20 protein-coding genes are annotated in these 23,357 nt (G+C 75.7%); 17 read left to right on the plus strand and 3 right to left on the minus strand.

Features of this window, described 5'->3' with window-relative positions; all coding sequences use genetic code 11:
• Positions 1-63: 63 nt before the first annotated feature.
• Positions 64-2,889 (plus strand): glycoside hydrolase family 2 TIM barrel-domain containing protein, encoded by a 2,826-nt coding sequence (locus tag ABD901_RS18860; RefSeq protein WP_345128314.1) that lies wholly within the window; start codon positions 64-66, stop codon positions 2,887-2,889.
• Here the strand turns inward: ABD901_RS18860 and ABD901_RS18865 are convergent.
• Positions 2,866-3,972 carry an alanine racemase gene (locus ABD901_RS18865; RefSeq protein WP_345128315.1) on the minus strand — a complete coding sequence of 369 codons (1,107 nt, stop codon included), beginning with the start codon at positions 3,970-3,972 and terminating at the stop codon, positions 2,866-2,868. The genes ABD901_RS18860 and ABD901_RS18865 overlap by 24 nt on opposite strands.
• A 156-nt stretch (positions 3,973-4,128) precedes the next feature.
• Between ABD901_RS18865 and ABD901_RS18870 the strand changes: the two genes are divergently transcribed.
• The 12 genes from ABD901_RS18870 to ABD901_RS18925 all read left to right on the plus strand — a co-directional run bounded on the left by ABD901_RS18870 (position 4,129) and on the right by ABD901_RS18925 (position 15,656).
• Positions 4,129-4,812, plus strand: coding sequence for a carboxypeptidase-like regulatory domain-containing protein (locus ABD901_RS18870; RefSeq protein ID WP_345128316.1), 684 nt, complete (start codon positions 4,129-4,131; stop codon positions 4,810-4,812).
• 1 nt (position 4,813) lies between these two features.
• Positions 4,814-6,028 (plus strand): phage tail sheath family protein, encoded by a 1,215-nt coding sequence (locus ABD901_RS18875; RefSeq protein ID WP_345128317.1) that lies wholly within the window; start codon positions 4,814-4,816, stop codon positions 6,026-6,028.
• A gap of 12 nt (positions 6,029-6,040) precedes the next feature.
• Entirely contained in the window at positions 6,041-6,538 is a 498-nt protein-coding gene (locus tag ABD901_RS18880; protein WP_345128318.1) for a phage tail protein, read from the plus strand.
• Between the two features lie 735 nt (positions 6,539-7,273).
• Complete coding sequence (locus ABD901_RS18885; RefSeq protein WP_345128319.1) at positions 7,274-8,020, plus strand: CIS tube protein; 747 nt, start codon at positions 7,274-7,276, stop codon at positions 8,018-8,020.
• Positions 8,017-9,531 carry a phage baseplate assembly protein V gene (locus tag ABD901_RS18890; RefSeq protein ID WP_345128320.1) on the plus strand — a complete coding sequence of 505 codons (1,515 nt, stop codon included), beginning with the start codon at positions 8,017-8,019 and terminating at the stop codon, positions 9,529-9,531. The genes ABD901_RS18885 and ABD901_RS18890 overlap by 4 nt, the downstream gene beginning before the upstream one ends.
• Entirely contained in the window at positions 9,528-9,866 is a 339-nt protein-coding gene (locus ABD901_RS18895) for a hypothetical protein (protein WP_345128321.1), read from the plus strand. Before ABD901_RS18890 ends, ABD901_RS18895 begins: the two co-directional genes overlap by 4 nt.
• On the plus strand, positions 9,863-10,303 hold the full coding sequence (locus tag ABD901_RS18900; protein WP_345128322.1) for a GPW/gp25 family protein: 441 nt from the start codon (positions 9,863-9,865) through the stop codon (positions 10,301-10,303). The genes ABD901_RS18895 and ABD901_RS18900 overlap by 4 nt, the downstream gene beginning before the upstream one ends.
• Positions 10,300-12,876, plus strand: coding sequence for a putative baseplate assembly protein (locus tag ABD901_RS18905; protein ID WP_345128323.1), 2,577 nt, complete (start codon positions 10,300-10,302; stop codon positions 12,874-12,876). Before ABD901_RS18900 ends, ABD901_RS18905 begins: the two co-directional genes overlap by 4 nt.
• Positions 12,857-13,330: a phage tail protein gene (locus tag ABD901_RS18910; protein ID WP_345128324.1), complete on the plus strand. Its 474-nt coding sequence runs from the start codon at positions 12,857-12,859 to the stop codon at positions 13,328-13,330. Before ABD901_RS18905 ends, ABD901_RS18910 begins: the two co-directional genes overlap by 20 nt.
• A 22-nt stretch (positions 13,331-13,352) precedes the next feature.
• On the plus strand, positions 13,353-14,408 hold the full coding sequence (locus ABD901_RS18915) for a PASTA domain-containing protein (RefSeq protein WP_345128325.1): 1,056 nt from the start codon (positions 13,353-13,355) through the stop codon (positions 14,406-14,408).
• A 1-nt stretch (position 14,409) separates the two neighbouring features.
• Positions 14,410-14,868 (plus strand): hypothetical protein, encoded by a 459-nt coding sequence (locus ABD901_RS18920; RefSeq protein ID WP_345128326.1) that lies wholly within the window; start codon positions 14,410-14,412, stop codon positions 14,866-14,868.
• A gap of 5 nt (positions 14,869-14,873) precedes the next feature.
• Positions 14,874-15,656: a hypothetical protein gene (locus ABD901_RS18925; RefSeq protein WP_345128327.1), complete on the plus strand. Its 783-nt coding sequence runs from the start codon at positions 14,874-14,876 to the stop codon at positions 15,654-15,656.
• Between the two features lie 425 nt (positions 15,657-16,081).
• On the opposite strand, the gene ABD901_RS18930 is transcribed toward ABD901_RS18925, so the two are convergent.
• A complete protein-coding gene (locus tag ABD901_RS18930) occupies positions 16,082-18,730 on the minus strand; it encodes a CHAT domain-containing protein (protein ID WP_345128328.1) in 2,649 nt (882 codons plus the stop codon).
• Positions 18,731-18,830: 100 nt separating this feature from the next.
• Between ABD901_RS18930 and ABD901_RS18935 the strand changes: the two genes are divergently transcribed.
• The 4 genes from ABD901_RS18935 to ABD901_RS18950 are packed head-to-tail and all read left to right on the plus strand — an operon-like array spanning position 18,831 to position 22,080.
• On the plus strand, positions 18,831-19,985 hold the full coding sequence (locus tag ABD901_RS18935; protein ID WP_345128329.1) for a S8 family peptidase: 1,155 nt from the start codon (positions 18,831-18,833) through the stop codon (positions 19,983-19,985).
• A complete protein-coding gene (locus ABD901_RS18940; protein ID WP_345128330.1) occupies positions 19,982-20,545 on the plus strand; it encodes an RNA polymerase sigma factor in 564 nt (187 codons plus the stop codon). The genes ABD901_RS18935 and ABD901_RS18940 overlap by 4 nt, the downstream gene beginning before the upstream one ends.
• Entirely contained in the window at positions 20,542-20,982 is a 441-nt protein-coding gene (locus ABD901_RS18945) for a hypothetical protein (RefSeq protein ID WP_345128331.1), read from the plus strand. Before ABD901_RS18940 ends, ABD901_RS18945 begins: the two co-directional genes overlap by 4 nt.
• Before the next feature lie 48 nt (positions 20,983-21,030).
• Positions 21,031-22,080, plus strand: coding sequence for a carboxymuconolactone decarboxylase family protein (locus tag ABD901_RS18950; RefSeq protein WP_345128332.1), 1,050 nt, complete (start codon positions 21,031-21,033; stop codon positions 22,078-22,080).
• On the opposite strand, the gene ABD901_RS18955 is transcribed toward ABD901_RS18950, so the two are convergent.
• Positions 22,070-23,356: a hypothetical protein gene (locus ABD901_RS18955; protein WP_345128333.1), complete on the minus strand. Its 1,287-nt coding sequence runs from the start codon at positions 23,354-23,356 to the stop codon at positions 22,070-22,072. The two genes, ABD901_RS18950 and ABD901_RS18955, sit on opposite strands and share 11 nt — an antisense overlap.
• Between the last annotated feature and the right edge of the window lies 1 nt (position 23,357).

Consider the following 23,357-nt stretch of genomic DNA (forward strand, 5'->3'; position numbering starts at 1 on the left):
TGGGCGGCCCGGGCCGTCCGGTCGACGTTCGGACAATCCGGGCGGCGGTATTACGGTGGCGCGGTGGAGTACCTGACCGGCTTCGGCCGACCCATCGGCACCTGCCCACCCCGCGCCACCCTGGACAGCGACGCCCCTCGGCTCCTGCTCAACGGCGCCTGGCGCTTCCGGCTCGCACCGACCGTCGCCGACGCCGCCGACGGCTTCTGGGCCGCCGGCTTCGACGACTCGGGCTGGGACGAGCTGCCGGTGCCGTCGAGCTGGCCGATGCACGGGCACGGCCGGCCCGCGTACACCAACGTCGTCTACCCGTTCCCGGTCGACCCGCCGCACGTGCCCACCGACAACCCGACCGGCGACCACCGCTACGCCTTCGACGTGCCGGCCGCGTTCGGCGGCGCCGGGATCGAGAGCGTGCGGCTGCGTTTCGACGGCGTCGACTCCTGCGGCCGGGTCTGGCTCAACGGCGTCGAGCTCGGCGTCACCCAGGGCAGCCGGCTGCCGGCCGAGTTCGACGTCACCGCGGCGCTGCGCCCGGGCGAGCGCAACGTGCTGGCCGTGCGGGTGCACCAGTGGTCGGCCGGCAGCTACCTCGAGGACCAGGACATGTGGTGGCTGCCGGGCATCTTCCGCGACGTGACGCTGCTGGCCCGCCCGGCCGGCGGCGTCGAGGACGTGTTCGTGCACGCCGGCTACGGCGCCGACGGCCGCGGCCGGCTGCGGGTCGAGGGGCCGGCCGGGGCGCTGGTCGGCGTGCCCGAGCTGGGCCTTTCCGGCCTGCCGACCGGCGCCGCGCACGACGCCGGGCCGGTGGAGCCGTGGACGGCCGAGACGCCGCGGCTGTACACCGTCACCGTCGCCACCCCGGCCGAGACCGTGACGCTGCGGGTCGGCTTCCGCACGGTCGCGATCGAGGACGGCATCCTGACCGTGAACGGCCGGCGGATCGTGCTGCGCGGCGTCAACCGCCACGAGTTCCACCCCGACCTCGGCCGCGTGGTGCCCCTCGACGTGGTGCGCGCCGAGCTCGAGCTCATGCAGCGCCACCACGTCAACGCGATCCGCACCAGCCACTACCCGCCGCACCCGGCGGTGCTGGACCTGTGCGACGAGCTCGGCTTCTGGGTGATCGACGAGTGCGACTACGAGACGCACGGCTTCGAGCTGCTCGGCTGGCGCGGCAACCCCAGCGACGACCCGCGTTTCGCCGAGGCCCTGGTGGACCGGATGCGGCGCATGGTCGAGCGGGACAAGAACCACCCGTCGGTCATCATGTGGTCCCTGGGCAACGAGGCGGGCGTTGGGGAGAACCTGGCAGCGATGGCCGCCTGGGCGCGCGAGCGCGACCCGGGCCGGCCGCTGCACTACGAGGGCGACCGCAGCTGCGCGCACGTGGACGTCTACAGCCGGATGTACGCCGGCCATGAGGAGGTCGACGCCATAGGACGCGGCGAGGACCACGTGCCGCACCTGCCGTTCATCCTGTGCGAGTACGCGCACGCCATGGGCAACGGCCCCGGCGGCCTCGCCGAGTACGACGCGCTCTTCGACCGCCACCCGCGCTGCCAGGGCGGCTTCGTGTGGGAGTGGATCGACCACGGCATCCGCACCGATCGGGGCTTCGCCTACGGCGGCGACTTCGGCGAGCCGCTGCACGACGGCAACTTCGTCATCGACGGCCTCGTCTTCCCCGACCGCACCCCGTCGCCCGGCCTCGTCGAGCTCGCCGCCGTCTACGCACCGGTCCGCATCGACGTGCGCGCCGGCGAGGCGACGATCCGCAACCGCTACGCATTCCGCGACCTCTCCCACGCCGCGCTGCGCTGGCGGGTCACCGCCGACGGCCGGGAGGTTTCGGCCGGCGCCGAGGTCCTGCCGCACGTCGGGCCCGGCACGGCCGTCGTGGTCGCCCTTCCCTCCGCTGTGGTACCCCATGAGCCGGCCGAATCCTGGCTCGACGTCCACATCACCGACGCGACCGGCCTCGTCCTCGGCGCCGGACAGGCCCGGCTGCGCGCGGCCCCGCCGCCGTCCCGCACCGCCACCGCGGTCGGCGCCCGCGTCGACGGCGGGGCCATCCGGCTCGGCCCGGCGCGGTTCGAGCCGGTGCACGGCCGGCTGGTGCGCCTCGGCGGCCTCGACCTGCGCGGCCCCGTGCTCGACGTGTGGCGGGCGCCGATCGACAACGACCGCGTGGGCCCCGACCCGGTCGAGCGCCGCTGGCGCGCAGCCGGCCTCGACCGCATGACCCACCGCCTGATCGGCCTGGACCCGACCGGCGACGGCCTCGTGGTCCTGACCCGCGTGGCGCCGGGCGGGGCGGGGCGGGCGCTGCTCACGGCGTACACCTGGAAATGCTTCGACGACGAAACGGTCGAGCTGACCGTCGCGATCGAGCCGGAGGGCGACTGGGACGTGCCGCTGCCGCGCCTGGGCGTGCGGCTGGAGCTGCCCGGCGCGCTCGGCGCCGTCGAGTGGTTCGGCGCCGGGCCGGGCGAGGCCTACCCCGACTCCCGCACGGCGGCGCTCGTCGGCCGCTATTCGTCCACGGTGGACGACCTGTCGACGCCGTACGTCTACCCGCAGGAGAACGGCAACCGCGCCGACGCGCGCTGGCTCACCCTCACCGCGCCGGACGGCCGCGGCCTGCGCGTGCAGGGGCGCCCGCACATCGACTTCACCGCCCGTCGCTGGTCGACCGCCGCGCTGGACGCCGCCCGGCACACCGCCGACCTGGTGCCCTCCGGCGCCGTCCACCTGCACCTGGACCACGCGCACCACGGCCTCGGCAGCGCCTCCTGCGGGCCCGGCCCGCTGCCGCAGTACGTGCTGCACGCGGCGCCGGCCACGTTCACCGTCGCCCTGTCAGGCGTTGGCGCCGCGAGCTGACACCGGCCAGCGCTCGACGACGGCGCCGCGGCGGACGGCGAGCAGCTCGTCCACGAGGTTCACCGCCGAGCACACGTGGTTGGGCGCCACGGTCACGACCGCGCCGAGGCCCGGCCCCCGCACCCCGGCGGGGAGCCGGACCACGGCGTGGTGCTCCCACAGGCCGGTGACCGTCGCGCCGGGGAACATCGGCAGGTACCCGTGGCCGTCCACCCACGGTGACCGGTCCGCGCCGAGCACCTTGCTGCCGGCGTCGAGCACGAACCGGTCCGGCGCCGGCACGCTGACCACCGTCGCCGCGGCCGCCAGGGCCAGGTCCTCCGGCCCGCAGGTGCCGATGCCGAGCTGGATGGCGTCGTTGAACACGTAGACGCCGGGCCGCAGCTCGCCGACGACCCCGGGCCGCCACTGCCCGGCCGTCGGGGTCGAGCCGCCGCTGACCACGCGGGCCTCCAGGCCGTGCCGGGCCAACGCGTCCACGGCCTCGGCCAGGGCCCGCTCCTCGTCGCGGGCGGCCCGCTCCCGTGCGGCCGGGTCGTGGCCGTATCCGTGCCCGGGAAACGTGAACACCCCGGCGACCGCGAGCCCGGCGCCGGCCGCCGCCGCGGCGACCGCGCCCGCCGCCGCGGGCTGCACGCCGGTGCGTCGGCACCCGCAGTCGACCTCCACCAGGGCCTCGACCGGGCGGGCGCTGCCGCGGACGGCGGCGCCGAGCCGGCGGGCCGCCTCGGCGGAGTCCACGCCGACCCGCAGCGCCACCGTCTCGGCGAGCAGCCGCAGGCGACCGGCCTTGCCGTCGTCGAGCCACAGCGGGTAGGCGATGAACAGGTCGTCGACGCCGGCCCGGGCGAACGCCTCCGCCTCGCCCAGCGTCGCCACCGACAGCCCGATCGCGCCCGCCGCCAGCTGCCGCGCGGCCACGTCGGCGCTCTTGTGGGTCTTGCCGTGGGGCCGCAGCGCGAACCCGCCCGCCCGCGCGGCCGCCGCCATCCGGGCCACGTTGCCCTCGAACGCGTCGAGATCCACCACGAGCGCGGGCGTCGCGATGCCGCCCGGCAGCTGCACTTCGTCGCGGCTGAACATCGCGTCACACTACCGGCCGCGGCCCGCCCACCGGACCCGGACGGGGGACGTCGCGGACTCGGTCGTGTTGCTGACAGTCGGCGCCGTATCACCCGCTGTCGCCGGGCGTCTTCCTGACCGCTTGCACACGGCGGCGGGGCTACGGAGGGAGCGGCGATGCCTGAGGGAGTCATCTCGGCCACGACCGGGGCGCTGCTGCGGTGGGCGGCCGGGACGGGCCTCACGGTCGCGGCCGGCCCGCCCCCGCCCGAGCCCGTGCCCAAGGGGCAGGCGGCGCAGGCGCACTGCTGGCTGCTGGCCCTGCTCCCCGAGCAGGAGCTGCGGCCGGGCGCCGGGGCCAATCCGGTGCGGCTGCGGCTGCGGTACCTGCTGTGCGCCGCCCGCCCGGGCGACCTCGAGCCGCTCGACCGGCTGCTCGTCGCGTGCGTCGGCGGGCTGTACCAGCCCGTGTTCGAGGCCGTGCCGGCGCCGCTGTGGGCGGCCGTCGGCGCACCGCCGCGACCTGCGTTCTTCGTCGAGGTCGTCGTCCACGTCGACCGGCCGCGGCCGGCCGTGCCGCGGGTCACCGAGCCGCTGCGGCTGCACGCGGTGGCACTGCGGGAGGTCGCCGGGGTCGTGCTCGGCCCGGGCGACGTGCCGCTGCCGGGCATGCGCGTCGAGGCCGGCGACGGGCTCGCCGCGGCCGACACCGACGCCGGCGGGCGGTTCGTGCTCCCCGGGCTGCCCGCCGGCCGGCCGTTCACGCTGCGGCTGTCCGGCCGCGGTCGGCGGTTCCACCACCAGGTCCCGGCGGACGATCCGCGGCCCGCGGTCATCCGCTGCGAGTTCAGAGAGGACTGACATGCCACACTACGCATCCCCCGGCGTCTACGTCGAAGAGGTCAGCGGCGGCACCCGCCCGATCGGCGCGGTCGGCACCAGCACCGCCGGCTTCGTCGGCACTGCGCCGACCCAGGACGCGCGCCGCAACCAGGCGGTCGCGATCGGGTCCTGGTCGGAGTTCCTGCGCATCTTCGCCGCCGGCGACCGGCCCGCCGGCACGCCGCTGTCCCGGGCCGTGTACGGCTTCTTCGACAACGGCGGTGGGCGCTGCTACGTCGTCAACGTCGCGCCGGGCGAGCCGATCAGCGGCACCGGGCGCACCCGCAGCGGCCTTGCCCTGCTCGAGGCGATCGACGAGGTCGCGATCGTCGCCGCGCCCGGCTACAGCGACCCGCTGTCGCACGAGGACCTGCTCAAGCACTGCGAGCTGATGGGCGACCGGGTCGCGATCCTCGACCCGCCGGAGGAGATCACGGACGTCGAGCGGCTCACCCGGGTCGCCTCGGCCACCCCGAAGGCCAAGCCCAAGGCCAACGGCGGCGACCAGCCGGCGCCGGCCCCGGCCACGCCCGACGACGGCGGCCAGCGCCCGCGCCAGTCCGACTACGGCACCTTCTACCTGCCGTGGCTGGTCGTGCGCGACCCGATCAGCGGCGAGGTCGTGCCCACCCCGCCGAGCGGCCACGTGGCCGGCGTGTGGGCCCGCACCGACACCCTGCGCGGCGTGCACAAGGCGCCCGCCAACGAGCCGGTCCGGGGCGCGGTCGACCTGACGTACCGCATCACCCGAGCCGAGCAGGAGCTGCTCAACCCGGCCGGCGTCAACTGCATCCGGTACTTCCCGGCCGAGGGCATCCGCATCTGGGGCGCCCGCACACTCGCCGCGGAGGCGTCCGAGTGGCGCTACCTCAACGTCCGGCGCCTGTTCAGCATGCTCAAGGAGTCCATCGCCGACGGCACCCGCTGGATCGTCTTCGAGCCGAACGACGAGCAGCTGTGGCGCTCGATCCGCCGCGACATCGGCGCGTTCCTCACCCGCGTGTGGCGCGACGGCGCCCTCATGGGCAGCACCCCGCAGCAGGCCTTCTTCGTCAAGTGCGACGCCGAGACCAACCCGCCGGAGGTGCGCGACGCCGGCCAGGTCGTCGCCGTCATCGGCGTGGCGCCGGTCAAGCCGGCCGAGTTCGTCGTGTTCAAGCTCAGCCAGTCCTCCGTCGGCACCGAAGCCCAGTAAGGGAGCACAGCGATGACCATGCCCGCCCCGGTGGCCGCGACCCCGTCGGCCCAGCCCGGCAACTGGGTCGACCCCTACCGCGCCTACAACTTCAAGCTGCTCATCAACAACGTGACCGAGGGCCACTTCACGGAGGTCACCGGCCTGGGCGTCAAGGTCGAGCGCATCTCGTACCGCGAGGCCGGCAACAACAGCATCGTCCGCGCGATCCCGAGCCGGGTCACCTACCCGCCCGTCACGCTCCGCTTCGGCCTCACCAACTCCGTCGACCTGTGGGAGTGGCTGATGACCGCGGTCGAGGGCCGCGTCAGCCGCCGCAACGTCTCCATCGTCATGCTCGACGCGGCCGGCGCCACCGAGGTCCTGCGGTGGAACCTGGTCAACGCCTGGCCCCAGGAGTGGTACGGCGCCCCGCTCGACGCGATGAGCCGCGAACTGGCGATCGAGACGCTCTCGCTCGCGCACGAGGGCCTGCAGCGGGAGGCCGGCGGTGGCGGGCCCGCTGCGTAGCGCATTCGCGGCGTTGCGCCAGACCTTGACCCGATCGCCGGGACCGGCACCCGAGCCGGCCCCGGCCCCGGTCGAGGCTCCGGACCTTTCCGGAGCACCCGACCATTGGCTCGCCACGGTCGGCGAACGAGCACCGCAACTGTCCACAGGCGGCCGGATCGGCGGGGTGATCCCGCCCCCGCGCAAGGCCCCGGAGCCGGACGCCGAACCGTCGCTCTCGAAACCTCCCGCAGCCGACGAGGCGGAACCGAGCCGCGGCGCGGTGATCGAGGAGACCGAACCGCTTGTCGAGTCCGTGGCCCGTGTGCCCGTGCCGGCGCCGGCCGTCCGGGAGGTCTGGGCCCGGTCCGGGGCCGCGGTCGGACAGCGAACGCCCGGTCAGCGTGAGGTCCGGCGGCGCTCGGCATTGGTCGGGTCCGGAGGGATCGAGCCGGAACCGGGTCTCGGCGCCGAGCGGCGGGAAGCGCCGGTCGAACCGACGCCTCCGAGCGAGCGCCGGTCGGCGGAACCTACGCCCGGGAGCGGGCATTGGCCGGCGGAACCCGCGCCCGTGTGTGAGCGGTGGCCGGACGAACCCGCGCCCGTGCCGGCTCGGGGTCGCGAGCGGGCCGCGGTCGGAGCCGTGGGCGGGCGGTGGCCTGTGCTGCCGGATGACACACCACAGTGGACGGTCGTGGTGCGGCGGGACGGCCGTGAGCGCGATCGGTACCTGGACGAGGAACAGCGAGGGCTGCCATGGAACGCGTAGCGTTCATCGTCGACGCCACCGGCGAGCGGATCGACTGCCTGCTCAACCCGGAGACGTTCGAGGTCAAACGGCTCGCCGGCATCCGGGCCTCGGCGGCCGGCGGGGACCGGCTCGTCGGGCGCGGGCGCGCCGACGACCCGGTGCGCTTCACCGGCGGCGGGCGGACCGAGCTGCTGCTGGACATGGTGTTCGACGTCGAGCTGGTCGAGTCGGCCGGTGCGCCTTCGGACGTGCGGCAGCTGACGGCCCGGCTGTGGAACCTCGCCGAGAACTCGGCGCAGGAGCGCGGTGCGGTGCGGCCGCCGCTGGTGCGCCTGGTGTGGGGCAAGTCGTGGAACGTGCCGGGCGTGGTGTCGGCGATCGCCGAGCGGTTCGACGCGTTCAGCGCTACCGGGGCGCCCGGGCGCTCGTGGATGCGGCTGAAGCTGCTGCGCGTCGACGAGCCCGAGGACGGCGCCGCGCGCTCGTTCGACGAGGAGCTGGCGCACGCCGCCGTCGCCGCGCCAGACGCCGAGCGGCCCGCGGCGGTGCAGGTCGTCGGCGGCGGGCAGGCTGTCGGCGGGGGAGAGGGCGACGGCGGCGGGAGCGGGGTGCGCATCGACCTGCTCGCCGCCGAGGCGCTGGGCAGCCCGATGCGCTGGCGGGAGCTGGCCGAGGCCAACGGCGTCGACGACCCGCTGAACGTGCCGGCGGGCAGCGTGCTCGCGGTACCGTCGCCGGGGAGCCCGGCATGATGCCCGCGGTCGACGTGACGGTCGCCGGCGCCCCGCTGGCCGCCACCTGCCGGGTCGTCGCCGTGCGCGTCGCGGCGCGGCTGTCGCGGCCCACGCAGTGCGAGCTCACCCTCGACGACCCCGACGCGCGGGCGCTGGAGCTGCTCGGCGCGCCGCTGGTGCTGCGGGTGGCGGGCGACGACGGGCCGCTGTTCGACGGCGAGGTCACCGGCGTCGACCTGGTCCGCGGCGCCGACGGTGAGACCGGGACCCGCATCGTCGCCTACGACCGGCTGCACCGGCTGCGCAAGCGCCAGACCCTGCGCTGCCTCGAGCGGCTCGACGCCGCCGACCTGGCCGGCGTGGTGTGCGACGGGCTCGGCGTGACGGTGCGGGCCGAGGAACGCGGGCCCCGGTTCGAGCGGGTCGTGCAGCACCGGCGGCGCGACCTGGAGCTGCTGACCGAGACCCTCGAGCGGGTCGGGCTCTACGTCGCCCTCGACGGCGACGAGCTGCGCGTGCTCACGCTGGAGGGGCACGGGGCGCCGCTGGCCCTGCGGTACGGCCGGAACCTCCACCGCGTCGAGGTCAGCGCCAGCCTGGAGCGCGCCGCGGCCGTCTGCGCGGCAATGGCCTGGCGGCCCCGGACCGCCGACGTGCTCACCGCGAGCGCCGAGCATCCGCGCGCCGGGCGGGACATCGCGCTGCGGCCGCGGCCGGCGACCGACGGCGGCGCGGCGACGCTGACGCTGGTCGACGAGGCCGCCGCCAGCGACGACGAGCTGCTCGCCGTGGCGCAGGGCGCGCTGGATGCGAGCGCGGCGCGGACCGTCGTGCTCGACGCGGTCGCCGCCGGCGACGCCGCGCTGCGGCCCGGACGGCGGGTGCGGGCCGACGGCTTGGCCGAGGCCCTCGACGGCACCTACGTGCTGACCGAGGTCGTCACGACGATCGACGCCGACGGGTACCTGGCGGAGCTGTCCACCCGGCCGCCCGCCCGGCGGCTGCCGAACGCCGCCACCTCGCTGAGCCTGGGCGAGGTCACCGACGTCGCCGACCCCGACGGCTGCGGCCGGGTCCGGGTCGCGCTGGGCGCGCACGGCGGGCTCGACCTCGGCTGGCTCGCCGTGCTGGTGCCCGGCGCCGGTGACGGGCGCGGCCTGGTCGTGCTGCCCGACGTCGGCGACCCGGTGCTCGTTGCGCTGCCGCACGACGCGACCGGCGACGCCGTGGTCCTCGGCGGGCTCTACGGCACCACGCCGGCCCCCGACCGCGGCGGCGTCAGCGGCGGCGGCGTGCGCCGCTGGTCGATGCGCACCGCCGGCGGGCAGAGCGTGGTCGTCGACGACGAGCGCCGGTCGCTGCGCCTGCAGAACGCGGCCGGCTCCTACGTCGAGCTGACACCGGACCTGCTGCGCCTGCACGCCGAGACCGACCTGCTGCTGGACGCGCCCGGCCGCGGCGTCACCGTGCGGGCCGCCTCCGTCGACTTCGACCATTCGCCCATCGCCATTCCCGGAGGTACCGCATGAAGGTCGTGACCAACACCGCGGTCGTGCGCTGCGGGCACGACGGCCGCGTGCAGAACGTGGCGTCCCAGCACTGGGTGCGCATCGGCGGCAGCGAGGTGCTCGTCGACAGCGACCCCGAGGCCCGCGCGATCGCCGGCTGCCCCAACATCGGCCCGACGATGAAGCCGTGCACCACCACCCTGGCGGTGATCTCCGGCTACAGCTCGTGGGTGCGCATCGGCGGCAAGGCGATCGTCATGTCCAACCTGGACGGTCTCACCGACGGCACCGTCCCCGGCACCGTGCACTACACGGTCCGCGAGCCCGGGCAGACGCACGTGGCGGTGGACAAATGACCGCACCCCAACGGGCGATCCGCTTCGCCGGGGCCGGATTCGCGGGCTACGGTGCGAGCACCGGCCCGGTGCTGACCGCCGCCGGTTCGCTGTCCATGGTGGACGGAGACGCCGCGGTACGGCAGGCGCTGCTGCTGCTCCTGTCGACGACGCCGGGGGAGCGCCTCATGCGGCCCGAGTACGGCTGCCACCTCAACCGGCTGCTGTTCGCACCCAACGACCACACCACCGCCGGCCTCGCCGTGCACTACGTGCGCCAGGCCGTGCAGCGGTGGGAGCCGCGCGCCGACGTCGTGGAGCTCGACGCGGCCGCCGACGCCGACGTGCCGACCCGGCTGAACATCAGGCTGCGCTACCGGGTGCGGGCCACGGCGTCGCTCGACGTCATGGACCTACCGCTGGACCTCGGTCCGGCCCAGCACGGGAGCCAGTCATGACCCTGCCCGTCCCGAACCTCGACGACCGCTCGTTCGTCGACCTCGTCCGCGACGCCCGCGAGCGCATCGCCCGCACCTGTCCCGAGTGGACGGACCTGTCGGTGCACGACCCGGGCATCACGCTGGTGGAGACCTTCGCGCACCTGACCGAGGTCCTGCTGTACCGGCTGAATCGCGTGCCGGAGAAGGCGTTCGTGGAGTTCCTGAACCTGCTCGGGGTGACCCGGCGCCCGCCGGCCGCTGCCTGGGCGGAGCTCACGTTCACCCGCACCGGGCCGGAGACGCCCCGCGTCGCCGTCCCGGCCGGCACCCGGGTCGCCGCCGCCGGCGCCGCCGACCCGCGCCCGGTCGTGTTCGTCACCACCGAGTCGGTGGTGCTCGACGCCGGCGCCGCCGAGGTGCGGGTGCGGGCCTACCACTGCGAGGTCGTCGCCGCCGAGCTGCTCGGCCTCGGCACCGGCCGGCCGGGCCAGGTGCTGCGCACCGGGCAGGCGCCGATCGTCACCACCACCGAGCCCCTCGACGTCATGCTCGGCGTCGAGACGCCCGCGGCCGAGGCGGGCGAGGGCGCGCCGGTCCGCGACCACGACGGGCGCTCGTTCGAGATCTGGCAGCCCGTGGCCGGGTTCGCCGGGGTGGCGCCGGGCGCCCGCGTGTACCTGCTGGACCGCAGCACCGGCACCGTGACGTTCGCGCCCGCCGTCGACGCGGGCGGGCAGCCGGTCGCCGCCGTGCCGCCGGCCGGGCGCGAGGTGCGGATGTGGTACCGCACGGGCGGCGGCCCGGCCGGCAACGTCGCCGCCGGCAGCCTCACCGCCCTGCGCGAGCCGATCCCGGGCGTCGCGGTCACCAACCGCGAGCCGGCGTTCGGCGGCCGCGAGCTCGAGGCCACCGACGCGGCGCTGGTGCGCGGCCCCTACGAGTTCTTCGCGCTGCGCCGCGCCGTCACCGCCCGCGACTTCGAGCTCCTCGCGACCGCCGCCTCCGCCGCGGTGGCCCGGGCCAAGGCGTTCACCCGCAGCACCATGTGGGCCTTCGCCCGCCCCGGCGAGGTCGAGGTCGTGCTCGTGCCGCACGTCGGCGCCGAGTCCCGCCCCGACTGGCGGCTGCCGCTGGCGGCCATGCTGCGGGTGCAGACCGACGACGTGCGCGCGGAGGCGCAGCGCGACCTCGACGCCCGCCGGGCCCTGGGCACCCGGGTCGTGGCCGGCTGGGCCCGCTACAAGGCGGTCTCCGTGCGCGCCAGGGTCGTCGTCGGCGCGCACGAGGACGTCGACGCGGTCCGGCGGCGCATCAACGACCGCCTGCACGCCACCGTCAGCCCGCTGCCGACGCCGCTCAACCCGGCCGGCTGGGCGTTCGGCGAGCCGCTGCGGGCCTCCAACGTGTACCGGATGCTCGAGTCCGCCGAGCCCGGCGTGCGCTACGTCGACGACGTGCGGTTCGTCGTCGACGAGGTCCCGGACGGGGCGGTGCGCACCGTGGTCGCCGACCGGTTCCAGCGCGACACGTGGTACGCCGGCTGCGGCGAGCTGGTGTTCCGCTCCAGCAACGGCGGCGACGGCTGGGAGACCGTCGGGCGCTTCACCGGCGAGGAGGTCCGCCGCGTCGTGGCCGCGCCCGACGCGCGGCGGCCCGGAGTCGTGGCCCGCCCCGGGCACCTCGCCGTGGTGACCCGCACCGAGGACGGCGGCTCGGCGATCCGCCTGTCCGCCGACCTCGGCGAGACGTGGACGCTCGTGGCCGTCCTGGAGCCCGCGGTCGCCGACATCGACTGGATCGACCGCGAGGGGGTGGCGACCCTGCTGTGCGCCACCGACAGCGGGCTCTACGAGGTGCCGGCGGTCGCGGGCGGGGTACCGCTGCAGCTGCTCGTCGACGCCCAGGACCCGGACCGCGGCTTCGCCGGCGTGCGCTCGTTCGTGTCCGAGCGGGGCGTGCACGGCGTGGCGGTGACCGCGCAGGCGCAACAGGGCGTGTACCTGTCCGTCAACGGCGGCAGCGCCGGCACGTTCACCCACGTCGGGCTGCGCGGCGTCGACGCACGGGCGATCGAGGTACAGCTGGACGGCTCCGCCACCGTGCTGTGGGTCGGCGCCGGCGAGTCCGACCCGAGCCGCCCCGGACAGGGCTGTCACCGGGCCCGGCTGTTCGAGGCCGACGTGCGCTGGGAGCGCATGAACGCCGGCTGGACCGGCGGCACCTGCTGGGACCTCGACTTCGACGGCCGGACCGTCGTCGCGGCCACGCAGAGCGCCGGGGTGCTGCGGCTGGACACCTCCGCGGCGACCCCGCAGTGGCAGGCGTCGTCGGTCAACGCCGGCCTGCCGCTGCGCGACCGCACCCGGTTCGAGCCCGTCGAGACCCTCGCCGCCGGCGGCATCGGCGGCCCCGAGCACCGCACCCTGGCCGGCACCCGCCGCGGCGTGTTCCGCAGCGAGGACGGGCAGGCGTGGGCGTTCGTGGCGAACCGGGAGACCCGCCAGCCGGTGACGATCCCGGAAACCTGGCTGCTCTGCTCCGCGGAGCACGACATCGAGGTGGTGCGTGAGGATGCGACGAGCGGACATTGAGCGCCTGCTGCCGGCGGTGTACCAGCACGCGGCCGGCCCCGGCGGCGCGCTCGCCGCGCTGCTGTCGGTGATGGAGGGCCTGCACGAGCCGGTCGAGGGGCGGCTGGCCTCTATCGAGGACCTGTTCGCGCCCTACCGCGCCCCGGCGGAGTTCCTGCCGTACCTGCTCGGGTGGCTGGCGATGGACCACGTCGGGCGGTCGCTGCCGCCCGGCCGCCAGCGCGACCTCGCCGCCCGGGCCGGCGAGCTGGCCCGCGCCCGCGGCACCGCGGCCGGGCTGTGCGCCCTGCTGGAGACGCTGACCGGCGTGGCCGGCTTCGCCGTCGAGGAGCCGGCCGACCGCCCGTTTCACATCGTCGTGCGCATCCCGGAGGCGGCGCGCGACCAGACATACCTCGTCGGGCTCGCGGTGGAGGCGGAGAAACCGGCCTCCGTCACCGCCGAGCTCGCCTGATCACCAATTCATAGGAGCCGTCATGCCCACCAACTGGGTGGTCAACACCGCCGCCGAGCGCATCGCGCTCAACGAGGCCAAACAGGGCGAGACCACATTCACCGTCACCAACCCCGGCTCGCGGGTCGACCGGGTCGTGTTCGAGGCGGTGCCCGGACAGGGCGCCGACCCGTCCTGGTTCACCGTCGACGAGCCCCAGCGCCGCGTCGCGCCGGCCGCGTCCGTGTCGTTCCTGGTCAAGACGAAGGTGCCGGACGGTACCGCGCCCGGCACCTACGAGCTGCAGGGCCGCGTCTACTCCGCCGACTCCGCGCCCGAGGAGTCCTCGGTGCTCAGCAGCCGGGTCGTGTTCGAGATCGCCGCGCCGCCACCGCCGCAGAAACGGCGGATCCCGTGGTGGATCGTCGCGATCGCGGCCGGCCTGGTCGTCATCACCGCCGTCACGGTCACGCTCGTGCTGACCCTCGGCGGCGGCAGCGGCACCTCCGAGCAGGCCAGGCCGCAGCCCTCGCCGTCGGCGTCAGGGCCGGTCGCCGTGCCCGACCTGGCCCGGCTCAACGAGACCCAGGCCGTCTTCGCGCTCAAGCAGGCCGGCCTCGTGGCCGGCACGATCCGGCACAAGAACGACCCCGCGCACGCCGAGTCGGTGCTCGAGCAGTCGGTCAACCCGAATACCCAGGTCGCCAAGGGCACCGCGATCGCGCTCGTCATCGCCGTCAAGCTCACGCAGCCGACGCCGAAGACCGCGCAGAACGCCCAGATCAAGTCGGTCTCCGGCAGGCTCGAGTGGGACCAGGCCGAGCCGTATGTCACCGCCTGGGCGCTCAGCGTCTCGCCGATCGTGTGCGTGTTCGTGAACACCGGCAATGCCTCGTCCAACGCCTGCCTGCCGGCGTCGGTGGTGACCGCGCGCACCGACACGAAGTCCTACGCGCCGCCGCTGCGCAACGTCCTGTTCCAGGTCGGCTATGCCCAGCTCAACTTCACCGGGCAGTTCCAGTGGAACGTCGCCGCGGTCGACGACTTCGGCAACGTCGGGCCCTACAGCCCGGTCCTCGCCGCGACGATGGTGGCTTGACATGCGCCGCTACCTGACGCAGCCGAGGATCGTCATCGGCGTCCTCGTCCTGCTCGCCGTGCTCTTCGCGCTCGCCACGACCCACCGCGCCGGCGGCGACGGCGACCTGTCCCACCCGGGCGGGTTGGTCGGCTGGCTCGGTCACCGCTTCGGCGGCAGCCCCGACGCCGACCGCGCCGATGTCAGCGCGCCCTGCCTGCAGCAGGACACCCTGACGGTCAAGGACGGCACCTGCACGGTGACCGTCGCCCGCTCCGACGCCGGGCAGCGCAACGTCCAGCTGCGCACCGACAGCGACGTCGCCGTGCAGGCCCCCGCGCCCGGCCGCGACACGCTGGTGCGCAGCGACGTCGAGGCCGGCGCCACGGTCAGCGTCGCCGTCGGCGGCGACGGCGCCGACATCGACGTCATCTGCGCCGGCAACCGCACCTGCACCCTCACGCTGGTCACGGGCGGGTGAGCGCGATGGACCGCCTGCGCACCCCGTTCTTCCTCGTCGCCCTCGTCGCGATGGCCCTCGTGGTCTGCGTCGAGCTGGGCGAGCACCTCATCGTCGGCGGCTTCGACGCCGGCGGCGCGCTCACCGGCCAGGCCGCGGCGGCCGGGCTGCAGGTGCCGGCCGGCGGGCAGGTCGAGCGCCCGGCCGGCCTCGGCATCCCGTACCTGGCCCTGGTCGACGCGGCCGCCCTGTTCACCGTCGCGCTCATGGCGGCCGGCCTCGTCGTGCCGCAGCGGCTGCGCGGGCGGCTGCAGGGGATCGTGACGCTCGTGTTCGCGTTCCTGCTGCTGCTGACCGCGATCGGGCTGCTCGTGCTCGCCGTCGCCAAGCTGATCCTCATGGTGACGCTGCTGCTGGCGTTCCCGTTCGGCACGATCGCGTACCTGATCGGGTTCGGGTTCTTCCCCCGCGGTACCGCGGCGGTGATCCTGTCCCTGATCATGTTCCTGAAGTTCGTCTTCGCCGGCGCGCTCACCGCCGCGCAGCAGCGCTTCCTGCAGAACAAGGGCCTGGTCCTGCTGACCCTGACCTCGCTGCTGGTCACGATCGTGGTGTCGTTCCTGCACGGCATCGTGCCCGGCGTGCTGGTCAGCATCACCGACGCGATCGCCGGCATCGTGTGCGCGATCGCGGCGATCATCTGGGCGATCGTGCTGCTCGTCGGCGCGGTCGTGGCGATCGTGACGGCGGCGCGGGCCACGGCGGACACGGCCCGCTCGACGGCGCTGGCCGCGGCGACGCCCGGCTGACGCCATGGCGTAGCAGGCGCGCGTGCGCCGCGGGTTCGCCGGCTGGCCCGCCCACTCGCCGCCCGCACGGCATCGCGAAAAATCACGCCGCTCCGCGACATGATTTTTCGGACTTTTCGCCCGACAGGGTATTTGTCCCGATGCCCGGGCGGGCGATACAGCCCGCCCCGGCGCAGCGCTGGGCGCTTGGCGGGTGCCGGGACAGTGCTGGCACCGGGACGGCGTTTGGCGGGGTGCGGGGACGGCGCTTGGCGGGTGCCGGGGCAGTGCGGGCGCCGGGGCGGCGCTCAGCCGGCGCCGAAGCAGACGGACGCCGCGGTGCTGCACCGGGCTTGGCGGGTGCTGGGCCTGCGTTCAGCGAGTGCCGGGATGGCGCTTGGCGGGTGCTGGGTCTGCGTTCAGCGTGTGCTGGCGCCGGGCGGCGCTCAGCCGGCGCCGAAACAGACGAACGCCGCGGTGCTGCACCGGTGCGCCGGATCCGCGGCGAGCTGCGCGGCGGCCAGGGCGGCCGCCGCGCCCCCGCCGGCGGCGAGGCGCTTGTGGAAGTCGGTCATGAGCGCGCGGGTCGCCTCGTCGTCGACGGGCCCGGTGCTCGCCACGACCGTGCGGGTGCCCAGCTGCAGCAGGGCGCTGGTCAGTCCGAGTAGTTCTTCCCCCGGGTGTACCGCGGAGACGCCGGTGTCGCAGCCGGACAGCACGAGCGTGCCGGGTGCGGCGCGCAGGGCGGAGAGGTCGTAGATGGTGAGCGGGCCGTCGGCCAGGCGCAGCGCCGAGAACAGGGCATTGTCGCTGCGGAAGTCGCCGTGGCAGGCGATGTGGCCGATGCGGGCGCCGTCCAGGGCGGCGAGCACGGCGGCCACCCGGGCGTCGGGGCCGCGCAGCAGCCGGGAGCCGGGGGAGTACTGCGCGATCTGCTCGACCTCGGCCAGCGCGTGCGGCGGCTGCGGCGCGCCGATGAACGCCGCGACGCCGGACGGCTCGGCGGCCCGGTGCGCGCGCCACCACATGGCCGCCGAGGGCGCCACCCGCACCGGGCGGCCGCGGCAGGTCGGCAGCAGCGGCCACGGCAGGGCCTGCAGCTGCGCGGTCGGCGCGAGGACGAGGCCGCGGTCGCCGATGAGGTCGGCCAGCGGGGCCAGCAGCGCCCGGTCGAGGGCGTCGGCCGCGTACGCGGCGGCGGCCGCGGCCGAGGCGGCGTGGCCGCGGCGGGTGACCAGGCGGCGCTGGGCGAAGCGCAGCCCGGTGAGCTCGTCGACGACGGGCTGCAGCGGCCCGAGCGGGCGGTGCGCGACCCGGCCGCCGGCCACCACGAGCGCGTGCAGGCACCCGTCGACGGCGAGCAGGTCGACGAGCGCGGTGTCGCCGAGGTCCGCGGCCAGCCCGGCGGCGAACCGCGCGGGCGCCGGGTCGTGCCCGTGCCCGTGCTCCGGTGCCGGGTCGTGCGCCGTGCCCTGGGCCCGCCAGGACCGCTCGCGGATGCGGGCCTCGAGCTCGTGCTGGCGCTGCATCAGCCGGCCCGTCTGTGCGGCGCTGGTCGGCGTCGCCGAAAGGTCGGCGTGCAACCGGCGCAGCAGTGTCAGCCCGCGCGCGATGACCGGGTCGCCGCTGGGCCGCGCCGGCGGCAGCCACAGCGCCGCGGCCCGGCAGCGCTGCGCCGCGGCCAGCAGCCGCTCGGGGCCCTCGTGGCCGGCGGCCAGGCGCAGCCGGAACTCGGCCAGCTCGGCGACGGTCGCGCCGCTGCGCACCCGCAGCTCGGTCGCGCCGAGGCTCGCCCGGTGCGCCTCGAACTCGCGCAGCCCGGCGTCGGCGGCCCGGATCGCGCCGGACACGTCGCCGCCGGCGAGGCCGGCCAATGCGCGCAGGTGCCACAGGCGGGCCCGCAGCGCCGCCGGACCGCGCCGTGCTGCTCCGGCCGCGCGGATGAGCCCGTGCTGTACCGCTGCCGGATCCCGCAATGCGACGGCCAGCTGGGCGGCGTCCAGCCACGCCTCCCAGCCCGGGATGAGCCACCCGGCCCGGGTCAGCGCCGCCGCGGTCTCCTGCAGCCGGCGCAGCGTGCCGCGGTTGGCCCGCCCGGCCGCGACGCTCGCGGACAGCTCGACCGCCCGCGCCCGGATCGCCAGCAGCGCCCGGCCCTGTTTGGCGAACGCGCGCCGGGCCGTGCGGGCCACGGCGAGCGCCTCCTCCGCCTTGCCGCGGGCCAGCGCGATGCGGGCCAGCAGCAGCGCCGCCTCGCCGCGCACCGCCCACAGCCGGCCGCGGCGGCAGGCGTCGAGGGCGTCCTGCGCGGCCCGGTGCGCCTCGGGCAGCAGCCGCACCGACTGCAGCAGCTCGGCGCGGTCGAGCAGCCCGATCGGGTCGGAGCCGGTGCGGGAGAGCTCCGGGCGCGCCCGGGCGTAGCGGGCCAGGGCCTCGGGCACGTCGCCGGCCTGCGCGGCCACGAACCCGAGGTTGTGCTGCACCTGTGCCGCCGCGACGGGCAGGTCCATCTCGGCGTAGAGCTCGGCGGCCCGGTCCAGGTCGGCCTGCGCGAGACGGTGGTTGCCGTGGTAGCCGTGCAGGATGCCGCGGTTGTTCAGCGCGCGCGCCTGCCACAGCCGGTCGCCGCTGCGCCGGAAGACCGTCAGGGCGGCGCGGTAGCCCTGCATCGCCTCGTCGTCGTGGCCCATGCGGCGCAGGATCAGCGCCCGCTGCATGACCGCCCGGGCCCGGCGCAGCCCGCGCAGGCCGTGTAGGGCGGCGTCGATCTCCTTGACGGCGGCGGCGGGGCGGCCGAGATCCTCCAGTACCAGAGCCAGGCTCATCCGCGCCTCGGCCGCAAGGGTCAGCCGATCGTGTCGCCGCGCGACGTTCAGTGCCGTTCGGAGGTGTTTTGCGGCGGTATGTGCGTCATATGACGCCAGGGCGGCGAGGCCCAGCGCCCGGTGCGCCACCGACGTGGCGTCCGCGTCCCGGGCCCGCCGCGCCGCGGCCAGCGCGGCGCTCGCCAGCGTGCGGGCCCGCCGCGGGTCGCCGGCCACGGCGTCGACCGCCCGCGTCGCCAGCGCGATCGGCGACCCCGCAGCTTCCGTCACAGGGCAGATCCTGCCATCGACGGCGACTGTCGCCCAGGCGACGTATCTGATGGATGAATCCACCGTCTTCAAGACAACGAACCGTTCCGAAGGAGGACCCGTGAACGCGACCGAACGGTTGGACCGGTGGCGGCGCCGCCGCGCCGAGCACCTGGCCGCGCTGCCCTGGCTGGCCACAGAGCCGGCCGCGGCACGCCCGGTGCGTTACGTCGCGGGTGAGCTGCTGGCCGTCGACGAGCACTACGACGACGCCCGCTCGGCCGTCTCCGCGCTCGGCGTGTCCGCCCGCGACCTCACCGAGGACGTCCCGGTGCCGGGCGTGCGCCGCCTGCGGGCCACGGGCCTCGACCCGCTCGCCGCCACCCGCCGCGTGCGCGGCCGCTCCGGCGCCGGCGCCCTCGTCGGCCCCAACCACGTGCTGCTCGGCTCCCCGCACGAGCAGGGCGGGCCGTTCGGCCGCCCGGTCGCCGCGCAGGCCGGGGCGATCGACGCCGCGGGCGCCGACGCCGGGGTGCGGGTGGTCGTCATGGACACCGGCGTGTGGGCCGACAGCCCGCTGCCGCCGGCGCGGTACCAGGTCCTCGACGCCGACTTCGAGACGGTGGTCGACGCCGACGGCGACTCGGTGCTGGACTCCGACGTCGGGCACGCCAACTTCATCGCCGGCGTGATCCTGCAGGGCTCGCGCCGCGCCCGGGTGCGCATCGTCAAGGTCCTCGACTCCTTCGGCGTGGGCACCGAGCTCGACCTGGCCCGCCGCATCGCCCGCCTCGACGACGCCGACGTGCTCAACCTGTCGCTGGGCGCGTACACCGTCGACGACCAGCCGCCGGCGCTGCTGCGCTGGGCCCTGGAGCGCTTCCTCGCCGGCCACGACCGCCTCGTCGTCGCCGCCGCCGGCAACGACGGCATCTGCGGCGCCCCCTTCTGGCCGGCCGGGTTCGCCGGCAGCGCCGTGCCCTGGAAGCAGCAGGTGATCGCGGTCGCCGCCCACGACGGCAGGACGATCTGCCCGTGGAGCAACACCGGCCCGTGGGTGACCCTCGCCGCGCCCGGCGCCGACGTGGTGAGCACCTACATCAACCACAGCGACTTCACCACCGGCTGGGCGGCGTGGAGCGGCACGTCGTTCGCCACGCCGCACGTGGTCGCCGCGATCGCCGAAGCCGCCGGGCCGGCCGGCAGCCTGTGCGGGGCGGCGAAACAGGTGTCGTCCTCCGCGGCCGCCTTCGGCGGGTACCCTGCAATACTGTGACGGCATTCGATCCGACCATCGCGCTGATCGAGGCGGCGGACGGGGATCAGCGGGCCTGGGATCTGATCGTCTCGCGGTATTCCGGCCTGATCTGGGCCACAGTGCGCGGATTTCGCCTCGGCGAAGCCGATGCCGCCGACGTGTTCCAGGCGACCTGGTTCCGGCTCGTGGAGAAGCTCAACCAGATCCGCAACGGTGACGGCCTGGGCGCCTGGCTCGCCACGACCGCGCGCAACGAGGCCATCGACCTGCTGCGCCGCCGCGGCCGGGAGTCGCCGGCCGAGTTCGAGGACCAGCTGGCCGGGGCTCGCTCGACCGCCGGCCTGCCGGAGGAGAGCGTGCTGCGGGCCGAGGAGGACCGCCTGCTGTGGGAGGCGGTCCACCGGCTGCCGGGCCGCTGCTCGCGGCTGCTGCGGGCGATGGGCGCCGACCCGGCGCCCACCTATGCGGAGCTGGCGGCGGCGCTGGACATGCCGATCGGCAGCATCGGACCGACTCGGGCCCGATGCCTGGAGAACCTGCGCGGACTGCTGACCACGTCGGGAGGGGAACGCTCGTGACCGGCGACGAGCTTGGTGCGGCGGTTGCGCGGATGTACAGCGCCGCGGACCCGCCGCCGCCGCACCTTCTGGCGGCGGCCTCGGCCCTGCTGTCGTGGCGCGACCCCGACGCGGAGCTCGCCGCCCTGGTGGTGGACAGCGCCGTGGCGGGCGAGGCGGCCGGTATCCGCTCGGGCTCCGACTCCCCGCGAATGCTCAGTTTCGCCCTCGGCGACGTCGTGCTCGACGTCGAGCTGGTCGTCGACGACGGCACCGTGCGCCTGGTCGGCCAGGTCAGCGCCCCGGAGGTGGCGCCGATCCAGGTCCGCCACCGCGAGGGCACGTGGACCGGCGCGACGGACGAGCTGGGCCGCTTCGCGGTGTCGGGCGTCCCGGACGGCCCGCTGCGCATCACGTGGGGAGACCCACCGGTCTCCAGCCCGACCATCATGCCGTGACCGCTGCCGCGTACGACCCTGGTCGTACGCAGAAGTGCATTCCGTGGCATGACGACGATCCCGGCCCGGCGCGGAAGTATCGATCCCATGTCCTCGCCCTACCGTTACGTCGTCCCCGTCACCAGGCGCGCCGCCACCGGCAGCGTGGCCGCCGTCTACTCGCGCTCGTCCCGCGAGCTCGGCGCCCTGTTCGCACCCCACCTGTCGGTGGTGCCGCCGCTGCACGCCGCCCTGTGGGCCCTGCTGCGCGAGTCGCTGCTGGTCGGCGCCGCGCCCAGGGCCCGCAAGGAGGCGGTCGCGGCGGCCGTGGCGGTGGTGAACCGCTGCCCGTTCTGCATGGACGCGCACGCCGCGATGCTGCACGCCACCGGCGAGCACCGCCTGGCCGCGGCCGTCATGCGCGGCGACACCCCCGACGACCCGGCCGACGCCGCCATCGTGGCGTGGGCCCGCTCCACCCGCGGCCCGTCGCCGCTGCCGTGGCCGTTCCCCGCGTCGCTCGCACCTGAGTACGTCGGCACCGCACTGGCCAACCACTTCATCAACCGCATGGTGGACGCGCTGCGCCCCGGCGGGCTGCTGCCGGAGGGCGCGCTGCAGGAGCCGTCCCGTCGCGCTGCCGGCCTGGCCCTGTCCCGCACCGTCCGCCGCACCGTGGCCCCCGGCGAGAGCCTGTCGCTGCTCGACCCGGCGCACTTGGCCGACGAGCCGGCCTGGGCCGCCGGCACCCACGTCGGGGCCGCCTGGTCGGCGTTCTCGCACGCCGCACTGTCCGGCGGCGAACTGCTCGGCAGCGCCGGACGGGCCGCGCTGAGTGCCGCCGTGGCCGCCTGGGACGGCGGCCACCCCGACCTGGGCAACGCGTGGCTGGAGGCGGCCCTGATCGCGGTGCCGCCGGACGAGGCCCCGGCGGCCCGCCTGGCGTTGCTGGCCGCGTTGGCCCCCTATCGCCTGACCGATTCCGCCGTCGCCGCCTGGCGCAGCTCGATCGGCCCGTCCGGCATGGCGCGCGGCGACGCGGAGCTGGTGCGGCTGCTCGCGTTCGGCGCCTTCACCGCCGTCGACCACCTGAGCCGGGCGCGGGCGGTCAGCCGGTGACGCGGAAGGCGTTCGCGCCGAGGGTCAGCTCCCGCCCGGGCGCGTGCTCAACCGGGTGCGGCTCGGTGAACGCGGCCGTCGTGAACGTGACGCGCCCGGGTCGCTCGAACTCCAGCGCGCGGATGGCCCACGGCCCGCCGCCGTCCGGCACGGCCAGGTTGACGATCGCGGTGGCGTCGCGCGCCAGGCCGTAGTGGTCGTGCGCCGCGGTGTACGAGGCGAGGGTGAGCTGCGCCTGGTTTGGGAGCTCCTGGTCGGGCCTTGGCGTGCGCTCCGAGATTGCTGTGCGTGCCCAGTGCCCGTCCGGGACGAGGTCCGCGACCCGGTCGGCCAGCACCGGGCTCGCCGCGACCCACCCCTCAGCGAGTTCTCGGAACGAGCCGCCGGCGAGCACCTTTGCGCCGGCGCCGGCGAGGGCTTCGCACAGTTCGCGCACCGGCACCTCGCCGACGAGCCGGGAGTAGCGCACCGACCGGATCTCCAGCATCGCCTGGCGCAGCACCAGCGCGGCGTCCCCGGCCGCGCCGCCCGCCAGCCGCCACTGGACCGGCCGTCGCTCCCGTCGCTGGTCGCGGCCGCGGGGCACGGCCGCGTCCGCCGCGCGCCCCGCTCGCGACAGGTGCCACGCCATGTCATCGAACCCGACGCTCGCCTTCCCGGCGCGGAACCGCCCGTTCTCGCCGATCCGTATCTCCTGGCCGATGCTCACTCCGGCGGCGTCGTCACTGTCGAACTCGGCGGTTCGGACGTCTTGCAGGAACAGCTCCACGATCGCGTCCGCCTCGTATCCGGGCGCCTCGAATCGCCGCGGCGAGGCGAGCGCGAGGTAGGCGGCGAGTCCCTGCTTGTGGCGCTCGACCCGCACCGTGCGCACCGTGGCCCGGTCGAGGTCGTAGTCCTCGGCAACGCTCTCGGTCAGCGGGACCACCGTGGCGCGCACCTCGCCGCGGTAGTCGCGAAAGTGCGCGGGCCGCTCGACCGGCGGGCCCAGCAGCGGCTCCAGCCGGTGGCCGGCGATCGCGGCCTGCTCGATCATCCACGCCCGCCGGCTCGGGCCGAGGTCCGCCATCCAGCGCAGCGCCGCTCGGGCTCGCCACTCGGCGATCCAGCGCGGCCGGGTGAGCGCCACGGCGAACAGCGGGAACAGGTTGTTGTCCCAGATGTCCGCGATCTCGGCGATGCCCTGCCGGTCGAAGTCCCGCCCGTCGGCGGCCAGCTCGCCGATCCGCGCGACGGACCGGTCGAGCAACGCCCCGAACGCCGCAACCCCCGACACC

It is taken from the genome of Dactylosporangium darangshiense, assembly GCF_039537565.1.
Taxonomy (GTDB): domain Bacteria; phylum Actinomycetota; class Actinomycetes; order Mycobacteriales; family Micromonosporaceae; genus Dactylosporangium; species Dactylosporangium darangshiense.

What these genes read in the sequence shown, in the direction of transcription:
- ABD901_RS18920 (WP_345128326.1), top strand. Translation starts at nt 14,410, where the DNA reads ATGCGCCGCTACCTGACGCAGCCGAGGATCGTCATCGGCGTCCTCGTC.
- ABD901_RS18870 (WP_345128316.1), top strand. Translation starts at nt 4,129, where the DNA reads ATGCCTGAGGGAGTCATCTCGGCCACGACCGGGGCGCTGCTGCGGTGG.
- ABD901_RS18895 (WP_345128321.1), top strand. Translation starts at nt 9,528, where the DNA reads ATGAAGGTCGTGACCAACACCGCGGTCGTGCGCTGCGGGCACGACGGC.
- ABD901_RS18905 (WP_345128323.1), top strand. Translation starts at nt 10,300, where the DNA reads ATGACCCTGCCCGTCCCGAACCTCGACGACCGCTCGTTCGTCGACCTC.
- ABD901_RS18880 (WP_345128318.1), top strand. Translation starts at nt 6,041, where the DNA reads ATGACCATGCCCGCCCCGGTGGCCGCGACCCCGTCGGCCCAGCCCGGC.
- ABD901_RS18890 (WP_345128320.1), top strand. Translation starts at nt 8,017, where the DNA reads ATGATGCCCGCGGTCGACGTGACGGTCGCCGGCGCCCCGCTGGCCGCC.
- ABD901_RS18865 (WP_345128315.1), bottom strand. Translation starts at nt 3,972, where the DNA reads ATGTTCAGCCGCGACGAAGTGCAGCTGCCGGGCGGCATCGCGACGCCC.
- ABD901_RS18950 (WP_345128332.1), top strand. Translation starts at nt 21,031, where the DNA reads ATGACGACGATCCCGGCCCGGCGCGGAAGTATCGATCCCATGTCCTCG.
- ABD901_RS18885 (WP_345128319.1), top strand. Translation starts at nt 7,274, where the DNA reads ATGGAACGCGTAGCGTTCATCGTCGACGCCACCGGCGAGCGGATCGAC.
- ABD901_RS18925 (WP_345128327.1), top strand. Translation starts at nt 14,874, where the DNA reads ATGGACCGCCTGCGCACCCCGTTCTTCCTCGTCGCCCTCGTCGCGATG.
- ABD901_RS18910 (WP_345128324.1), top strand. Translation starts at nt 12,857, where the DNA reads ATGCGACGAGCGGACATTGAGCGCCTGCTGCCGGCGGTGTACCAGCAC.
- ABD901_RS18875 (WP_345128317.1), top strand. Translation starts at nt 4,814, where the DNA reads ATGCCACACTACGCATCCCCCGGCGTCTACGTCGAAGAGGTCAGCGGC.
- ABD901_RS18900 (WP_345128322.1), top strand. Translation starts at nt 9,863, where the DNA reads ATGACCGCACCCCAACGGGCGATCCGCTTCGCCGGGGCCGGATTCGCG.
- ABD901_RS18915 (WP_345128325.1), top strand. Translation starts at nt 13,353, where the DNA reads ATGCCCACCAACTGGGTGGTCAACACCGCCGCCGAGCGCATCGCGCTC.